A 15,995-nucleotide genomic window follows, 5' to 3' on the forward strand; every position below is an offset into this window, starting at 1 on the left:
CTGCGGATGCTGCGCAAAAGAAAAGCGCAGCGGCCGCCGCTGCGCTTTGTGCAAGCCAGGACGCTTGATCAGCTGCCGTCGCTGGCGTCTTCTTCAGGGCTTTGAATGTCGACGGTGGGGACCGTCACGGTCAATTCTTCCGTGCCGGTTTCAATGTCGCCAACCTCGGCGTCGAATTCCGGCAGCTGACCGCTTTCGACAGAGACATCCACATCAGGAAGACGGATTTCCTCGGTCTGATCAATGTCGATCATGTAGATACCAAATGCCAGGACAAGGATGCCAGCGACGGCGGCAAAAATAATAGGAGGTTTCATGATACTGTCTTTTTCGGGTTGCTTCATCCAACCAACGTGACCGCGGTCGGAAAGGTTCCGTAAAAGCCGCCCGATGCGTCAAAAAGTTGCGTGTCTCTGCAAGTCTCAACGAGCTGAACACAAAAGAAAAAGACCCCCGCCGGAACAGCGGCGGGGGTAGTGCATGGACCAATTGGGGACGGGTCCGGCAGCGTTTAAGCGCTGCTAACTTCTGTAAGACGCACAGCACGCAGAATTGTTCCCCAAGAAATGCTAGGAACGCAAAACTCTGTGGCTCTTTTCCCTGCGCAAAGGTGCTGCAGGGCGCCGGTCAGGCAACGTAACGGATCAGACCAGCGGACGTTCACGGACATGGCTTTCCTCACCCGCCAGCTCCTCCAGCTTGCCCATATCATGGATCGTCAGCGTACCTTGCTGCCAGCTCAGGACGCCATTCTTGCGCAATTGTGCAAGCTGCTTGTTGGTGTGGACAAGAGATAAGCCCAAAGCGTCCGCAAAATCCTGCTGGATAAAGGGAAGGGGGGCCGAATTCTTACGAACCTGACCAGTACCTTCCGCGCGGCGAAAGAAACGGGCCATTGCCCAGGCGATCTTCTCATAAGCCGGGCGTTGCCCGACTGCGGCCAGCGCATCACCCAGGAAGTGTTCCTCGACCGCGGCCAGATGGGCAACAGAAAAGGCGCGTTCGGGGTGGAAAGCAAACAGATCCCAGATGTCGGCGCGGTTGAACACGCAGAGCGTCATATCTGTCACGGCCTCGACCGAGTGGCCCATTTCCCCCATCACCCCGGCCTGCAGGCCTAGAAAGTCTCCGGGCATCACAAAGCCGACCACCTGGCGGCTGCCATCGCTTAGCATCTTGTATTTCAGCCCCATGCCGGACAGGGCGGTGAACAGTTGCGGTGATTTTTCCCCCTGGGTCAGCAGGTGGGTTCCGGGGCCTGCCTGCATTTCACCAGTCTTGAAGCGCTGCATGAAGTCGGCTTCTTCCGGCGAGAATTCCAGGAACAAGGACTGCCTGCGCAGCGGGCAGTTTTCGCAATTGGTTGTCATGGCCAGCCTCACCGGCAGAGGCGCGGCTCCGTTCTGCCTGTGCAGATGCCCAGCGGATGCGCCTGCGCTACTATTGTCAGCTGGTCCGGCCTCTGGGAAGAAAAAAGACGCAGGGCAAGACCGCGCTCTCCGTTAGGAGCAGCGCACGACTGACACACGGACCAGATATTCAGGCAGCGGGGTTCTTGGATAGAATCCCGGCTGTCACACTGTCGGTCAGCTCCAGTGCCTCGTCATCTTTCAGGTGCAGCAGATCTGCAAGTGAAGCACGGGCGCGCCCGACCCGGCTTTTGATCGTGCCAACCGCTACACCGCAGGTTTCGGCGGCTTCCTCATAGGAAAACCCGCCTGCACCCACCAGGGTCAGCGCCTCGCGCTGTGTGTCCGGCAGCTGGTCGAAGGCCTGCATGAAATCGCGCATGTTCAGGCGGCCGTCGTGATCGGGCTTGGAGGCCAGCGCCAAAGCCAGTGATCCGTCGGCATCTTCTACCTCGCGCTTGCGCTTGCGGCGCAGCGAATAGAAAGTGTTGCGCAGGATCGTGAACAGCCAAGCCCGCATGTTGGAGCCTGATTTGAATTTGCCGATGTTGGTCCAGGCCTTGATCAGCGTGTCCTGCACCAGATCATCGGCGGTTGCGGAATTCCGGGTGAGACTGAGCGCAAAGGCGCGCAGCGCGCCGAGATGCTCGGTCAACTCATCGCGCGGATCAGCTGTCATTGGATGTCCTTCTTATGAAGCTCAGCTTTGCGCAGCTGCTTCAGCAGATCGGTGAACCGCTCTGGCAGCGGTTCCGCCGCTAATTCGTCAAAAGCCTTCTTCAAGTTGCGGTCGATATGGTCCGCAGCACGAGGCACTTGGTGGTGGTGTTCTGGTTTTGCCATTCTTCCCTCTGCTCGACGCTCACCGGAAGCCAACGCGTCAAGACGGGAATGGTTCCTGCCGGGTGCCGTAAAATCAGGGGTAGCCGGATGAGTTCTCCACCCATCGCAGATATCGATAGGCGCGTTGACGCCGGTTTGCCTGCCTTCTCTCAAGCCGAAGCTCACCGGGGAAGACAGCTGATGTCAGGCCCGTCATCTGCGCCACGATGCGCCATTAGACGGCTGACCGACAGAAGCAGGGCCGCCAGCCTTGCCGTGAGAAAAGCCATCACTGTGAAGCCGAGGCCTGCCGCCATTCCAACCGCGCCGGCAGCCCAGATGCTGGCTGCCGTGGTGATGCCGCCGACCCGCTTGTCGCCCTTGATTATCGCCCCCGCGCCGATGAAGCCTATTGCACCCATCAGCCCTTGGGTCACGCGGGTCGGATCCGAAGACAGGCCCTCGGCCTGCATCTGACGGCCGAATTCCAGCCCCAGGATAACGAAAGCGGCAGCACCAAGCGAAACCATCATGTAGGTACGGATACCCACCCGGCGGTGGCGCAATTCCCGGTCCAGTCCCAGCAGTGCACCGCCTGCCCGGGCAACGGCCAGTCGCAAGGCCCAGTCCAGCTGTGTTGAAGAGCTTCCTACGCCTGCAAATATGTCCATTCAGCCGATCCTCCCCGCCACCACTCCTGTTCCCCGCGCGGCTGCAGGGTTGTGCTTGGCAAACGCTTGAAACTACCAAGAGTTCCCTGACCTGGATCCTCCTGCGGGCTCGCTGCCAGGTACCAGTTCGAATGCTCCTTTGCGCGAACAGGCGCTTGCATCCGTGCTCCGTTTCCTGCGCCTAAGGGCTGTTCTTTAAAGGAAAACTTGCGAGAATCCGATCTTATCCAAAATTTCTCCGGTCAATCGAGGAACCTTTCAAGAAGCCCGCGCGTTGCTTCGGTGCATCCCCAAGAGGGGCAGAAATGTAAGGAGCATAAAAACATGACTCATCTGATCCGCACCACCGCCCTTGTTACGGCTATGGCGACGGCAGCTGCAGCCGGCTCAAAAGTCTCCGAAATAGACGTGACGGCAGACCTGAGCGCGATCGAGAATTACCCGGCAGCCGCAGTCTGGACCAGCCTGGAAACAGACTTGGAAACCGCCCTGGCTGAGCGTCTCGTCGGCCAAATCGCGGATGAAGATACTGAAGAGGCGGCGGAAATCCATGTTGAGATCGACTCCGTTATGCTGGCCAGCAATTTCGAACAGGCCCTAGGCGTTGGAGAATGGATGCTGAAAGGCGATGTGGACATCGATATGCCCGACGCATCCAAGGATATGCGTTACGATCTGACCGTCTCGGCAGACCAGCTGAGTACATATTACCCCGAAGGCACTGACCCTGCCGCCGTCGCGGTGGACAGCGAAGTGTTCTACACCGCCATCATCGATGCCTTCGCAGGCAACGTTGCGTCGAAACTGAAATAAGGAAAAGACTATGCGCATTATTCTCGCACTATTCGCACTGGCCGGCTTGGCCGCCTGTGAAACAACCGAAGGCTTCGGCAGAGACGTGTCGAACCTGGGCAATGAAATCACTGAAGAATCCCAGGAAGCACAGTAGAATAGAACCTGCAGAATAGAACCTGCTGTATTTCCTGGATGCATCTAGCCCGGCGGCTTAACGGCGCCGGGCCATTTGAGCCAGTTGCGTTGGAATGTCTCGCAAAGCGCGCTGCCGGCAGTTCAGACGATGTCTTCAGTCGCCCCCGGCAAAGGTTGCTGCAGTTCTGACATCCTATCGGGGTCATGCGGAACCAGAAGTCCGCGACGCGCCTCGGGGCGGCGCACCTTGTTGCGGCGGATTTCGTTCTGCCACCAGGCAGTTGCACCGGCGGGGTCCAGCGCCTCCGCCGGCAAATCCTCTTGCCACCAGTGCCGCGCCAGCGCATGCCACAGCAGCCTGACCCTGTCTTGCTGTGTGATCCGCAACGCCGCCTCTGTATCCCATCGCATCGAACGCCCGTTCAGATTGGCTGAACCCACCATGGCGAAATCCTGGTCGGTGAGCAGAACCTTGCTGTGCAGATAGATCATCGGTGATCCCGCCAGCACCGAAGGCGCTTCGCGGGCTGCCATGCGGCGTTGAACCGGGCTGGCAATGCAGGCACGCGCACCGAAGGCGGTGCTGATGTCCTGCAGCGCTTCGGCCTGCAACGCCATGCCATAGCGCGCATCCAATTCGCGGCTTTCATCAAAGGCGACTTCCTCGGGCAGCGCGGGAAGGATCAGGATCAGCGACAGGTCCGGGTTTCTGCGTGCGGCATCTGCCAGCCCGCGCGCAATCACGCCGGACCGCAGATATTGGGTTTCCAGATAGATCAGCTGCCGGGCCTGTTCGAAGGCCTCCAGGTGGTCATCTTCGATCTCCTTCAGGACCGTCCTCGGCGACAAGGCCCAGAAACCGGCGCGACGCGGTGCTGAAAGCGTGCGGCGGATATGCTTGCCTTCGGGCGGTTGCTTGCGCAGGGCGATTTCATCCTGAAAGCGCTCCAGATGGCTTGCCGCCTCCTGGGCCTCGGGTCCGCGCACCTTCAGCTGCACATCGGCCCATGTTTCATGCGCCGGCTGGTCATGCTCCTGCGTGTCAAAGCGGCGCCGGTTCAGATCCAGACCGCCGATGTAAAGAACCTCACGATCGATCACCGCGACTTTCTGGTGCTGCGAAACCGGGTAAAGCTGCGGCACCCCCTGACGGCTGGCCGCGGCAGGCCGCAACCGTTTGGGCAGCTTGCGCAGTTTGCGCAAAACGAACGGCGAAAAGGCAAGCCGCGGCACCAGTCCCGCCCGCGCCGGATGCAGCGCGGCGGAGACCGATAGCAGCGCAGCCTGCTCACTGCTGAGCCTTGCCATGATCTTTTGCGCCTGCTTCACCGTCTGCTGTGCGGCGGCATGCAATGGCGCAGCCATAACGGGATCGAAGTCGCTAACCACCAGCCGGACCCGCACCCCGCGCTGCAGGGCATCAGCGATCAGATCAGCCCAGGTTGCGCCGCTTTCCAGCGCTTCGGGGCTCAGCAGGCGGGTGGCGAAATCGAACAGGCGGAAGCTGGCAATGATCTCGCACCGGGCATCCATCACTGCACGTTCGAAGGCAGGCCATGCCTGCTCCGCTGTGATCAGCACCGCAAAATCCCCGCAGTGGTTTTCAGGCGGCGGGCTCTGCTGCATCATGCTCCTGTTCCGTCATAGGGGCCGCTGGTGGTACGGCCCCTGCTACGGCGGGAAAGCCCAGCTGGTAGGTATACCTGTCCTCTGTTTCGCTCGTGGCAGCTTCGCCGTCAAGCTGTGTGGCAAAGGCAGCCATCAGCCGCGCTCCGATACCAGTTCCGCCGATTTCCTCCTCTGAATCCAGCAGCGGTTGTCCTTTGGTGTTGGTCAACTCCAGTTCCAGCCAATTTTCGGCCGTTTCGCGCAGGCTGACGCTGATTTCCGGCCGTCCCCCGTCGGGCACGCCGATATATTTGACCGCGTTGGTCATCGCCTCCGATACCAGCATCGACAGGGTTACTCCTTGATCCTGGCTAAGTGGTATCTGTGCAAGGTCCGTTACAATCGCGACGTCCTGTCCGGTACCTGCATTCATGGAACCGATCTCCGCGATCAATTCGTTGATCAGCTCGCGGCTATCGACGGTGGAAACGTCTGGGTTGGTGTTCAGGCCGCGATGGATGGTGGCCAGCCCTCGCACCCGGCGCTGCAACTGAGACAACATCCGCCGGGCTTCGGGCGTCTGCGCGTTCCGGCCCTGCATATTCATGATAGACGCCACCAGCTGCAGGTTGTTCTTCACCCGGTGATGCACCTCGCGCAGCAGCATGGTCTTTTCCTCAAGGTCAAGTTCACGCCGCCGCTCTGCTTCGCTGAGGATCGCCACCATACGGTTGAAGGACTGCTGGGCCTCCCCGAACTCCCGCGGGGGGGCGTTGAGTTCGAGAGTTGCGTCTTCGCGTTCCCCCAGCGCGTAGCGCCGCATTGCCCTGCGCAATGCGCTGAGATGGCGGATCACCATTTGCTGCAAACCGAGGATAGCAACGGAAATCCCGGCAATCCACATCAGGGCCGGAAAAGCCAGGGTCATCCAGGAGGTTGGGCTGGCGCTCACCGACATGGCATTTTCCACTGGCCAGCTGCCGACAACGGCGACCTGGCCGGGCAGGATCTCACTCACTGCATAAAAACGTTCCAGGCCAGAGCGCGCATCTTCAAAGAATGTGCTGCCGGCCTGCTGCAGCAATTTCCGGCGCGGGACCGAAACCGGCAGTGACTGTGTGGCCTGCTGTTCCGGAACACTTGCGGACAGGATTTCCCCTTGTGCGTCCAAGGTGACAAACCGGATGCCCTGATCGGCCCATTTAGTGCCTGCCAGTGACTTGGTCAGCTGGTGCGGGACCGCGATGGACACATAGCCAAGCAGGATGCCGTCGCGCTGCACCGGGCTGGTTGCCACCAGCTGAGGGCCGCCTCCGCCCAAAATGTCCTGACCCGCTGCAAACGAGAGGCGGGCGGCCTGCCGGGCCTTGAGAAACAGCCACTTCTCGGAGACGTTCCCGATGCTGCCGTCCGAGGCGCATTCCATCGCGCCGTCGGGTGTGATGAAGGCTGCAAAAGTGAACGGATTCTGGCCCTGGGTAAACGCCTTCATCATGTCTGCACAGCGGCCGCCGGTGCCGAATACCGGCAGGATCGCGGCGGCCAGCCCTTCTGTGGCGCCGCCGGCCCGCTGTAGAAGCTCACGTTCTCTAGCTGCAGCCTGCTGGGTATAGGCCAGCAATGATGCATGGGACAGCCGGTTGGCTTCCGCCACCACGGCGTTGGTCTGATACAGCGCGATCAGGCCCAGCGGCAGCAGCGCAAATGTCATCAGCGCGGCCAGGCGTACCAGCAGGCTTCCGGCCTGCAGCCGTGGGACTTTGATCATGCGGCGTTTTGCTGGGCAACGATCCCAGCCGTGACCGTATCAGTCAGTTCCATTTTGTTTTCTTCATCCAGTTCCATCAGCTCGGCCAGGCGGGCACGGGCACGGTTTACCCGGCTTTTGACAGTTCCGGTCTTCACGCCGCACATTTCTGCTGCCTCGTCATAGGAAAATCCGCCTGCCCCAACCAGCACCAGAGCTTCGCGCTGCTCGTCGTTCAATTGCGCAAATGCGGCGTTGAAATCGCGCATGTGGAGCCGCCCGTCGTGATCGGGCTTTTGCGTCAGGGCGCCGGACAACGCGCCATCTGTATCCTCCACCTCGCGCTTGCGCTTGCGGCGCAGCGAATAATAGGTGTTGCGCAGAATGGTGAACAACCAGGCCCGCATGTTGGTGCCGGTTTTGAACTTGTCGATGTTGGTCCAGGCTTTGACCAGCGTGTCCTGCACCAGATCATCGGCTGTGGCCCCATTGCGGGCAAGGCTGAGCGCAAAAGCGCGCAAGGCGCCCAAGTGGTTGACGAGGTCCTCTCTCGGATCAGGTGCGGGGTCAGTCATCGGAGCGGTTCTCCTCAGGCTGATCCGGGGCGCGGGGCGCGCGCGCTTCCTTTTCCTTCAGCTGCTTCAACAGATCGGTGAACCGGTCCGGCACCGGTTCACTCGCGATCTGATCGAAAGCCCGCTTGAGATTTTCGTCAATTTCGCGGTCGGCCTGTTCGTTGCGCGGCCGGGCGCGTCGTGGCTGTGTCATTCAATCCATCAGTTTTTTGCGCAGTTTCTGGAACTAAACGCAGGGAGGCGCGTATAGTTCCATATGTATTGCAAAAAAAGGGACGACGCAAAATGACCGCTCAATCGGGAGAATTGATCGCAAGCCAGATTGGCGCAAACCTACCCTACCTGCGCCGTTATGCCCGGGCACTGACAGGCAGCCAAAGCAGCGGCGACAAATATGCGCTGGCTTCGCTTGAAGCCATCCTGACCGGCGAAAGTGATTACGACAGCGGGCTTTCCCCCAAAGTCGCACTGTTCCGCGTCTTTCATGCGATCTGGTCCTCGTCCGGCGCCCCCGCCGGGGAAGAGGTCGACGGTACAAGTCTGGCGGCCAAGGCACAGAAACACATGCGGCGGCTTACGCCGAACACCCGTGAAGCGCTGCTGCTTCACACCATCGAAGAGTTCAGTGCTGCTGATACTGGCATCATCATGGGCGTGAGCGAAAGCGAAGCCTCTGAGCTGATCTCTATCGCTTATGAGGAAATGTCGCGCGTCACCTCAGGCCGGATCATGATCATCGAGGACGAGGCGGTCATCGCAATGGATCTCGAAGCCATCGTTTCAGGAATGGGCCACAGCGTGACAGGCATCGCCCGCACCGAGACCCGCGCGCTGGATCTGGCCGCCAAGGCCCCGGCTGAACTGATCCTGTCGGATATCCAACTGGCAGATAACTCCAGCGGCATCGATGCGGTTAATCGCATATTAGCCGAACACGGTGAACGTCCGGTGATATTCATTACGGCCTACCCCGAACGCCTGTTGACCGGCGAGGGGCCGGAGCCGGCGTTTCTTATCTCAAAGCCATATACCGAAGATCAGGTGCGTTCAGCAGTGAGCCAAGCGATGTTCTTTTCCTCGACTGAAACGCTGAGAGTTTAAACAGCGCCCGCAGGGATACAGAACACAAGACCCGGTCCGGGTTCCGGACCGGGTAGGAGGCCGCGCTGACTTCAGGTATCGTAGGAGTTAGCGGGAGGTACCGCGAAGGACGCGCAGGATCAGCGCCAGTGCAAACAGAAGGAGGAAAATAAAAAACAGGATCTGTGCGATCCCAGCGGAGGCCGAAGCGATGCCGCCAAATCCGAAGATGCCGGCAATGATGGCAACGGCCAGGAAAACGAGGGCCCAATAGAGCATGCCGTGTCCTTTCGGTTGCGAGTTGCTGCTAGTAAAACCCCTCTAACCGACAAAAGTTCCAAATTGTGGTTCGTGGCTTTATAACCAGTCGGGAGTTTGCTGGGACACGTCAGGGCGAATTCGCAGATCAGGTACAGGCAACGGAATTGGCCGGTACCCTTCCCTACATGACCCGTGGACGGGAAAAGCCCCACCGCAGAAGACCGGCGGTCAAACGCCAGGGATAAGGCTGTATCAGATCAACGGTCGCCGTTCAGGTACTGTCAGTTTGATCATCGCCATTTCTGCAAGCGCGGGCAGGTTCCTGATTTGCAGGATTCCATTCTGCCATATTGCAAGTTTGCTGTCCGGCAGCGTTTTCAGCATCTTGTTGGTATGCACCAGCGACACGCCAAGCGCATCTGCCAGATCCTGCGGGCAGTATGGCAACGGTACTGTACCCTTTACTTCCATGCCCACCGATTTAAGCCGCTCGAAAATTCGCACCAGTGCCCAGAAAATGCGCTGCGAGGCATCCCGTTGCCTCAAGGAAGCGATGTGTTCTCCCAGGAAATGCTCTTCGACCGCAGCTATCCAAGTCATGTCGTAGGCGCGCTCCGGCTGCTTCTGGAAAAGCTCGAACAGGGCAGCGCGGGGAACACGCACAGCGCCATCGGGGTGCCCGCTTCCACGGAATGCTTCATCTCTCCCATCAGGCTGGTTTGCAGGCCGGCAAAATCGCCCGGGAACAGGAAATTAGTCACTTGGCGGCGGCCATTTTCCAGCGTCGCGTAGCGCGTGCCTACGCCCTTAAGCACGGTGTAGAGCTGCGGGCTGTTCGACCCTTCAAGAAGGATTGCCAGCATCTACCGTAAGCTCCCCGGTTTTAAACTTCTGGGTGGCATGGCCTTTTCCCTTCGCAGCTATGTCACAGTTTGATGCGCAGGCGCCGGGAAAGTTCCAACCTGCTTGGGTAGTAGGGGGCGGCAGCAATTGAGAAGCCCAGTAAAAACAGGACACATGCTTATCTGATCGTATCCAGAAACTATCTGATCACTTGCGATATCTGCGATACCATCTCGGACTTCGATCCGGTGGCCGAAATCAGCGTGCAAAAGGGGCATGAATGCGCGCTGATGTAGATCACGCCAAACCGGCGGATTGCGGTGGCTTTTGTCGAAGCGGGATCCGAACAGGTTATCAGGCTCAAGATTGATCAGGCAGTTCAGAGGCGCGGCGGGCGGCTTGTCCTATTGGGAGATGCGGCCGAAGATGAACTGGACGGGCACTCACCGCGCTTGAGATGGCCGGTGCTTGCCCGGCCGGTTTCCACCAGGATGGTTCAGGCGCAGCTGGCAGCTCGCAAGAGCATCATGCGATCCGGAAATGAGTTGCTGCGCCGGGTCAGCTTGCAGCCCAGTGTTGCACGGTCGTTCCGTTCATGTGGCAGGCTTGCTTTGCAAGAGTGGTGCCGACATTGGCACAAGTGTCGCCAAGAGCGGCTGCCAACCCGCCAACAAATCCGTGTGCCGAGACTGAGTAACACAAGGGGTTGGATGTATATCTGAAAACCTATTGAAAGATTTCATAATATTTGCTTCTCAATCAAGTTGGATCGTCCTGCTAGTACTAAATCGTCCTGATTTGACGTGATAAAATGGACTGATTTTACGTCACATCATTCCAATTGGGAATGAAACAAGTAGGCAATCTCATTGGCCTTGATGGCGCCTTCGCGGATAAATGCACCCAAAGTTTATCCCAAGGAGGCCGCATGGACCGCGCCCAGATTGTGCATAAGAATTTCCTGGACCGGGTTAATGCCGCAGACTTCCCTGCAGGTGCGGCACCAGCAGGGCCGCTTGGCGTCTCAGAGGCAGTCGGCACATTCCGTGCACAGGTGTTGAGCCGGGCGCTGGACTTGACCAGCCGGGCAATGCAAAAGGCGGGCGAGGGGTTTTACACCATCGGATCCTCGGGGCATGAGGGGATGGCAGCGGTGGCGCAAGCGTTGCGCCCGACCGACATGGCGTTCCTGCACTACCGTGATGCTGCGTTCCAGATTGCCCGGGCGGATCAGGTGCCGGGTCAACGGATTGCTTGGGACATGCTGCTGTCCTTTGCTTGTTCCAGCGAAGACCCGACCTCAGGCGGCCGGCACAAGGTTCTGGGTTCCAAGACTTTAATGATTCCGCCGCAGACCTCCACCATTGCCTCGCATCTGCCAAAGGCGGTGGGGGCGGCTTATTCCATCGGCGCAGCCAAGCGGCATCAGCCGGAGCACCAGGTGCTGCCGGAAGACGCCATTGTCATGTGCTCCTTCGGGGATGCTTCGGCCAACCATTCGACCGCGCAGGGGGCAATCAACACCGCGGGCTGGAGTTCGGTGCAATCGACGCCGCTGCCGTTGCTGTTTGTCTGCGAGGACAACGGTATCGGCATTTCCGTGAAAACGCCGAAGGGCTGGATCGAGGCCTCGATGGCGCAGCGGCCGGGCATCAAGTATTTCAAGGCAGACGGGCTGGATATCTATAACGCTTTTGCAGTAGCGCAAGAGGCCGCGGAGTATGTACGGACCCGCAAGAAGCCGGCCTTCCTGCATCTGCGCACCGTGCGGCTGTATGGCCATGCCGGGGCGGATGTCCCGACCACCTACCTCAGCAAGGCCGAGATTGAGGCGGATGAGGCCAATGACCCGCTGCTGCATTCAGTGCGGTTACTGGCAGAGGCCGGGGCGCTGCAACCGGCTGAGGCGCTGAAAATCTATCGGGACACCTGTGCGCGGGTGGAGCGGGTTCGCAGGGAGGCCGTCACGCGGCCGCATCTGAAAACTGCGGAGGACGTGGTCGCCAGTTTGGTTCCGCCGAAACGGGACTGTGCGCCCACCAATGGCTCGAGCCTTGAGGAGAGGGCAGCGGCGTTCGGCAGCGACATGCGGGCGATGGAAGAGCCGCAGCCGATGTCGCGGCTGATCAACTGGGCGCTGACGGATTTGATGCTGGAGCATGGCGAGATTGTCATGATGGGCGAGGATGTCGGCCGCAAGGGCGGCGTTTACGGCGTGTCCCAGAAATTGCAGCAGCGGTTCGGACCGGACCGGGTAATCGACACGCTGCTGGATGAGCAATCGATCCTGGGGCTGGCGATTGGCATGGGCCACAATGGTTTTGTGCCCATCCCGGAGATCCAGTTCCTGGCCTATCTGCACAATGCCGAGGACCAACTGCGCGGCGAAGCGGCGACTTTGCCTTTCTTTTCGAACGGGCAATTCACCAACCCGATGGTGCTGCGGATTGCGGGCCTTGGCTATCAGAAGGGCTTTGGCGGGCACTTCCACAATGACAACTCTCTGGCGGTGCTGCGGGATATTCCTGGAATTGTGATTGCCTGTCCCTCAGATGGGGCTGAGGCTGCAATGATGATGCGCGAGGCGGTGCGGCTGGCGCGCGAAGAGCAGCGGGTGGTGGTCTTTGTGGAGCCGATTGCGCTGTATCCGATGCGGGACCTGCATCAGACGAAGGATGGCGGCTGGATGCGGACCTACCCCTCGCCGGACCGGCGGATCGCTTTGGGCGAAGCGGGTGTGCATGGGGAAGGCACCGATCTGGCCATCGTGACCTATGGCAATGGACGGTATCTCTCGACCCAGGCGAAGGCGGAACTGGCGGTCCAGGGAGTAGACGCGCGAATTGTGGATCTGCGCTGGCTGGCGCCGTTGCCGGAGGCGGCGCTGTTGGAGGCGGTGAAAGGCTGTAGACATGTGCTGGTCGTTGATGAATGCCGCATCACAGGCAGCCTGTCAGAGGCGCTGATGGCACTGTTTGCGGAACAAGGCGATGCTCCAACGGCGCGGGTGGCGGCCAGTGATTGTTTTATTGCCACAGGGCCGGCCTATGGTGCCACGCTGCCGTCGAAGGATAGCATTGTTGCAGCTGCTTTGAAGCTGGCAGGAGGCAAGTCATGACCCGTACGGCTGTTTTGATCTGCCCGGGACGGGGCACTTACAACAAGGCGGAACTCGGTTATTTGCACCGCCACCATGCGGACAAGGCGGCACTGTTCGCCGGATTTGATGCGCAGCGAAAGGACGCCGGGCAGGAGGACGTCACGGCGCTCGACGGGGCAACCCGGTTTTCGGTGTCAAAGTATTCCCGTGGGGACATTGCTTCGCCATTGATCTATGCCTCAGCGCTGGCGGATGCACAGTCGTTGGCGGAGGACATCGACGTTGTCGCGGTCACCGGCAACTCTATGGGGTGGTATATTGCGCTGGCGGCGGCCGGGGCGTTGAGCGCGGCGGATGGGTTCAAGGTGGTGAACACCATGGGCACGCTGATGCAGCAGCAGCTGATCGGTGGCCAGCTGGTGTATCCTTTTGCTGGCCCCGATTGGCAGAATGATCCCGTGCGCAAGGCGGAGCTGCTGGCCCTGGCGGCAGAGATCAATGCGCGCGAGGGGCATGATCTGGCGTTGTCGATTGACTTGGGCGGAATGCTGGTGCTGGCCGGAAACGAGGCCGGGCTGTCAGCGTTTGAGGCGGCGGTGCCAGTGCTGGACGACCGCTTCCCCATGCGGCTGGCCAACCACGCCGCGTTCCATACAGCGCTGCAAGCGCCGGTGGCTTCTGAGGGGCGCAAGCAGCTGGGGGCGGAGTTGTTCCAGCAGCCGGAGGTGCCGCTGATCGACGGTCGCGGGCAGATCTGGTGGCCGGGCGCTACGGATACGCAGGCCCTGGCGGACTACACGCTGGGGCATCAGGTGGTGAAGCCGTATGACTTTACCCGTGCGGTACAGAACGCCGCCTGCGAGTTCGCGCCGGATCTGTTCATCGTGACCGGCCCCGGTACCACGCTGGGCGGCGCAGTTGCGCAATCTCTTGTGCAATGCGGCTGGCAAGGGATGACTGGAAAGCCGGCTTTCAAGGCGCGGCAGGCAGAGGCGCCGCTGTTGATTTCGATGGGGGATGACGCGCAACGCTCTTTGGTAACGGGGTGAGCCCGGCCCGGACAGCGGAACTCCCGCGTCTGTTGCCTGCATCATAGATGCAGGCAAACCAGCCTTGGGCGTGGCACTGCCCTGGGGGCAGTGCGGAAGGTTTTTTGCTGAGAAGGCCTTCGGGGGGAACAGTGCCCTGAAGGCCCCGTTTTCAGCGCGGCGCGTTCATACTCGCCTCAAGGGTGAGCTGCGCAAGGTGCTGCGGCTGGGCCGCCCTTGACCTGCAGCTGAACACAGGAAGCGGTTATTCGGCCGCGGCCTGCGGTTCTGCCGCTGCTGGAACTGCGAAACAGGTGACGGGCCGGGAGACGTTGTGCAAGCTGACAGCGCCCAGAGACAGGCCTTGTGATGGATCGCTCAGGATGTCCTGGCTGACAACGACCGGGTGGTTGACAGTCTTGCCGTAGTCGCCCAGCCGGGCGGCGATGTTGGCGGCCTGACCGATCACCGTGAAGTCCAGCCGTTCGCGGGAGCCGACGTTGCCGTAGGTCACGCGCCCGTAGGCGATGCCGATGGCGGCTTCGCAACGGTGGCCGTTCTCCTCGGTGGCGATTTCCTCCAACCGGGCCACGATAGTGCGGGCGCTGTTCAGGGCCTGCGTGCGGGCCTTTTCAGGATCGCTGCCGGCCGGGAACACCGCCAGCACAGCGTCGCCGATGAATTTCAGCACTTCGCCGCCATGATCATGCACGATGGTGGAGGCGGTCTCGAAGAACTGGTTGAGGAGTGCGATATAGTCCTGGCGGCCCAGCTGTTCTTCCAGCCGGGTGGAACCGCGCAGATCGCAGAACATGATGGCGGCGTCGATCTCATCTCCGTCACCGCGGCGGATTTCACCGCCCAGCACCCGGGCACCGGTGCGCTTGCCGACATAGGTTTCCAGCAGCGACTGTGCGTTTTCGCGCTGCATGAAGATTTCATAGTAGCGGGCAATCACATCGGAGCATTCGAATATCAGCCCCAGGTTAGCAGTGGAAAAGCCGTTCGGGTGATCACTGGTGAGGGTCAGCACATTGATGCGCCCGTCAGAGAACCGCAACGGCATGGCGACATAATCAGTGGCCCCCTCCTTGCGCAGGTCTTCAAGGATCGGGAAGGCATCCGCGGATTTGCAGCAGCCGAGCCGGTGGCGCACTCCGCCCAAGCCGTTGGAGACATGGCGCAGCGGGCTATTCTGATAGGCAGGGTGGTCGTGGATTTCGTAAGACGGCGCATAGGTGGTGACCTCGCCGGATTTCTTCTGCCAGATGAAGTTCTTGCCCGCGATCAGCGGGTGCAGCGACCAGGCCATGACTGAGAGGCGGGACAAGTAGATGCCTTGCTCAACGAATTTTTCTGCCAGAGCGGCTGTCAGGTCCTCAGGGGTTTGAACCAGGGCGGCGTCCCGTAGCAGCCAATCGATCACCGGGCCGGAGATATTGCCGTAGTCCGGCATCTCCACCTTGTTGCTGCCCAGGTCGAATTCGGCCTCGGCGCCAGGCATAAAACCAATATGGCCAGAGATGGCCGCTGCCTCCGGCATCGCCTCCTCATAAGACCAAACACCGTTTTGAACGCCGCCCCCAGTCAGCAGCACATCGCGGTAGCTGGCCGTGCCCTTGAATGGACAGAATGTCTGCAAGGGGGTGTGGGGCGACAGCGGTGCAGTCACGTCGTCAGCCGGGAAATAAATTGCGGGTGGAAGGCGGGTTTCATACATCACCTTGGCGCGGGAGCTTTGCGCCAGAACGGTGCCATTGCGGCGGGCCGTGACCAAGCCTTCAAGCGGCTCGATAACAATGCCGTAGCCCCGATGCGGTGCCTGTACCTGTGCATCCATCCCTGTGGTCCTTGTCCTTTGCGCCGGAAATGTGCTGAAAACCAGGACCGGCCGGCGTGGGCCGGTTCTGGACTATGTGGG

The 15,995-nt window shown here is 60.2% G+C and carries 18 protein-coding genes; 5 read left to right on the top strand and 13 right to left on the bottom strand.

The window, feature by feature from the left end; genetic code table 11:
• Positions 1–68: 68 nt before the first annotated feature.
• The 5 genes from A2I95_RS06400 to A2I95_RS06420 form a co-directional block, all read right to left on the bottom strand.
• Positions 69–317 carry a hypothetical protein gene (locus A2I95_RS06400; RefSeq protein WP_291728967.1) on the bottom strand — a complete coding sequence of 83 codons (249 nt, stop codon included), beginning with the start codon at positions 315–317 and terminating at the stop codon, positions 69–71.
• Positions 318–644: 327 nt separating this feature from the next.
• Entirely contained in the window at positions 645–1,370 is a 726-nt protein-coding gene (locus tag A2I95_RS06405) for a Crp/Fnr family transcriptional regulator (protein ID WP_291728969.1), read from the bottom strand.
• A gap of 169 nt (positions 1,371–1,539) precedes the next feature.
• Positions 1,540–2,088: an RNA polymerase sigma factor gene (locus A2I95_RS06410; RefSeq protein WP_291728971.1), complete on the bottom strand. Its 549-nt coding sequence runs from the start codon at positions 2,086–2,088 to the stop codon at positions 1,540–1,542.
• A complete protein-coding gene (locus tag A2I95_RS06415; RefSeq protein ID WP_291728972.1) occupies positions 2,085–2,252 on the bottom strand; it encodes a NepR family anti-sigma factor in 168 nt (55 codons plus the stop codon). The genes A2I95_RS06410 and A2I95_RS06415 overlap by 4 nt, the downstream gene beginning before the upstream one ends.
• A 161-nt stretch (positions 2,253–2,413) precedes the next feature.
• Entirely contained in the window at positions 2,414–2,902 is a 489-nt protein-coding gene (locus A2I95_RS06420; RefSeq protein ID WP_291728973.1) for an MgtC/SapB family protein, read from the bottom strand.
• Between the two features lie 324 nt (positions 2,903–3,226).
• Between A2I95_RS06420 and A2I95_RS06425 the strand changes: the two genes are divergently transcribed.
• Together A2I95_RS06425 and A2I95_RS06430 are read left to right on the top strand one after the other, a co-directional pair.
• A complete protein-coding gene (locus A2I95_RS06425; protein WP_291728974.1) occupies positions 3,227–3,715 on the top strand; it encodes a hypothetical protein in 489 nt (162 codons plus the stop codon).
• Between the two features lie 10 nt (positions 3,716–3,725).
• Positions 3,726–3,851: an entericidin A/B family lipoprotein gene (locus A2I95_RS06430; protein WP_129369379.1), complete on the top strand. Its 126-nt coding sequence runs from the start codon at positions 3,726–3,728 to the stop codon at positions 3,849–3,851.
• 122 nt (positions 3,852–3,973) lie between these two features.
• On the opposite strand, the gene A2I95_RS06435 is transcribed toward A2I95_RS06430, so the two are convergent.
• Genes A2I95_RS06435 through A2I95_RS06450 form a run of 4 tightly spaced genes read right to left on the bottom strand, consistent with a single transcriptional unit; the run spans position 3,974 to position 7,955 of the window.
• Positions 3,974–5,458 carry a phospholipase D family protein gene (locus tag A2I95_RS06435; protein ID WP_291729151.1) on the bottom strand — a complete coding sequence of 495 codons (1,485 nt, stop codon included), beginning with the start codon at positions 5,456–5,458 and terminating at the stop codon, positions 3,974–3,976.
• Positions 5,436–7,208 carry a sensor histidine kinase gene (locus A2I95_RS06440; protein WP_291728975.1) on the bottom strand — a complete coding sequence of 591 codons (1,773 nt, stop codon included), beginning with the start codon at positions 7,206–7,208 and terminating at the stop codon, positions 5,436–5,438. Before A2I95_RS06440 ends, A2I95_RS06435 begins: the two co-directional genes overlap by 23 nt.
• The gene (locus A2I95_RS06445; protein WP_291728976.1) at positions 7,205–7,762 is read right to left on the bottom strand and encodes an RNA polymerase sigma factor; all 558 of its coding nucleotides are present in this window, start codon (positions 7,760–7,762) and stop codon (positions 7,205–7,207) included. The genes A2I95_RS06440 and A2I95_RS06445 overlap by 4 nt, the downstream gene beginning before the upstream one ends.
• Positions 7,755–7,955 carry a NepR family anti-sigma factor gene (locus A2I95_RS06450; RefSeq protein WP_291728977.1) on the bottom strand — a complete coding sequence of 67 codons (201 nt, stop codon included), beginning with the start codon at positions 7,953–7,955 and terminating at the stop codon, positions 7,755–7,757. Before A2I95_RS06450 ends, A2I95_RS06445 begins: the two co-directional genes overlap by 8 nt.
• 92 nt (positions 7,956–8,047) lie before the next feature.
• On the opposite strand from A2I95_RS06450, the gene A2I95_RS06455 reads away from it, so the two are divergent.
• Positions 8,048–8,863: a response regulator gene (locus tag A2I95_RS06455; protein WP_291728978.1), complete on the top strand. Its 816-nt coding sequence runs from the start codon at positions 8,048–8,050 to the stop codon at positions 8,861–8,863.
• A gap of 87 nt (positions 8,864–8,950) precedes the next feature.
• On the opposite strand, the gene A2I95_RS06460 is transcribed toward A2I95_RS06455, so the two are convergent.
• The 3 genes from A2I95_RS06460 to A2I95_RS42520 all read right to left on the bottom strand — a co-directional run bounded on the left by A2I95_RS06460 (position 8,951) and on the right by A2I95_RS42520 (position 9,966).
• Entirely contained in the window at positions 8,951–9,121 is a 171-nt protein-coding gene (locus tag A2I95_RS06460) for a DUF1328 domain-containing protein (protein WP_291728979.1), read from the bottom strand.
• Between the two features lie 234 nt (positions 9,122–9,355).
• Positions 9,356–9,766 carry a Crp/Fnr family transcriptional regulator gene (locus A2I95_RS42515; RefSeq protein ID WP_367150960.1) on the bottom strand — a complete coding sequence of 137 codons (411 nt, stop codon included), beginning with the start codon at positions 9,764–9,766 and terminating at the stop codon, positions 9,356–9,358.
• Positions 9,700–9,966: a cyclic nucleotide-binding domain-containing protein gene (locus A2I95_RS42520; protein WP_367150962.1), complete on the bottom strand. Its 267-nt coding sequence runs from the start codon at positions 9,964–9,966 to the stop codon at positions 9,700–9,702. The genes A2I95_RS42515 and A2I95_RS42520 overlap by 67 nt, the downstream gene beginning before the upstream one ends.
• A gap of 908 nt (positions 9,967–10,874) precedes the next feature.
• Between A2I95_RS42520 and A2I95_RS06470 the strand changes: the two genes are divergently transcribed.
• Positions 10,875–13,064 (top strand): alpha-ketoacid dehydrogenase subunit alpha/beta, encoded by a 2,190-nt coding sequence (locus A2I95_RS06470; RefSeq protein ID WP_291728980.1) that lies wholly within the window; start codon positions 10,875–10,877, stop codon positions 13,062–13,064.
• A complete protein-coding gene (locus A2I95_RS06475) occupies positions 13,061–14,095 on the top strand; it encodes an ACP S-malonyltransferase (RefSeq protein ID WP_291728981.1) in 1,035 nt (344 codons plus the stop codon). The genes A2I95_RS06470 and A2I95_RS06475 overlap by 4 nt, the downstream gene beginning before the upstream one ends.
• 244 nt (positions 14,096–14,339) lie before the next feature.
• Here the strand turns inward: A2I95_RS06475 and A2I95_RS06480 are convergent, their stop codons facing one another.
• Positions 14,340–15,914, bottom strand: coding sequence for a DUF427 domain-containing protein (locus A2I95_RS06480; RefSeq protein ID WP_291728982.1), 1,575 nt, complete (start codon positions 15,912–15,914; stop codon positions 14,340–14,342).
• Positions 15,915–15,995 lie beyond the last annotated feature (81 nt).

The organism is Leisingera sp. F5 (assembly GCF_001593695.1).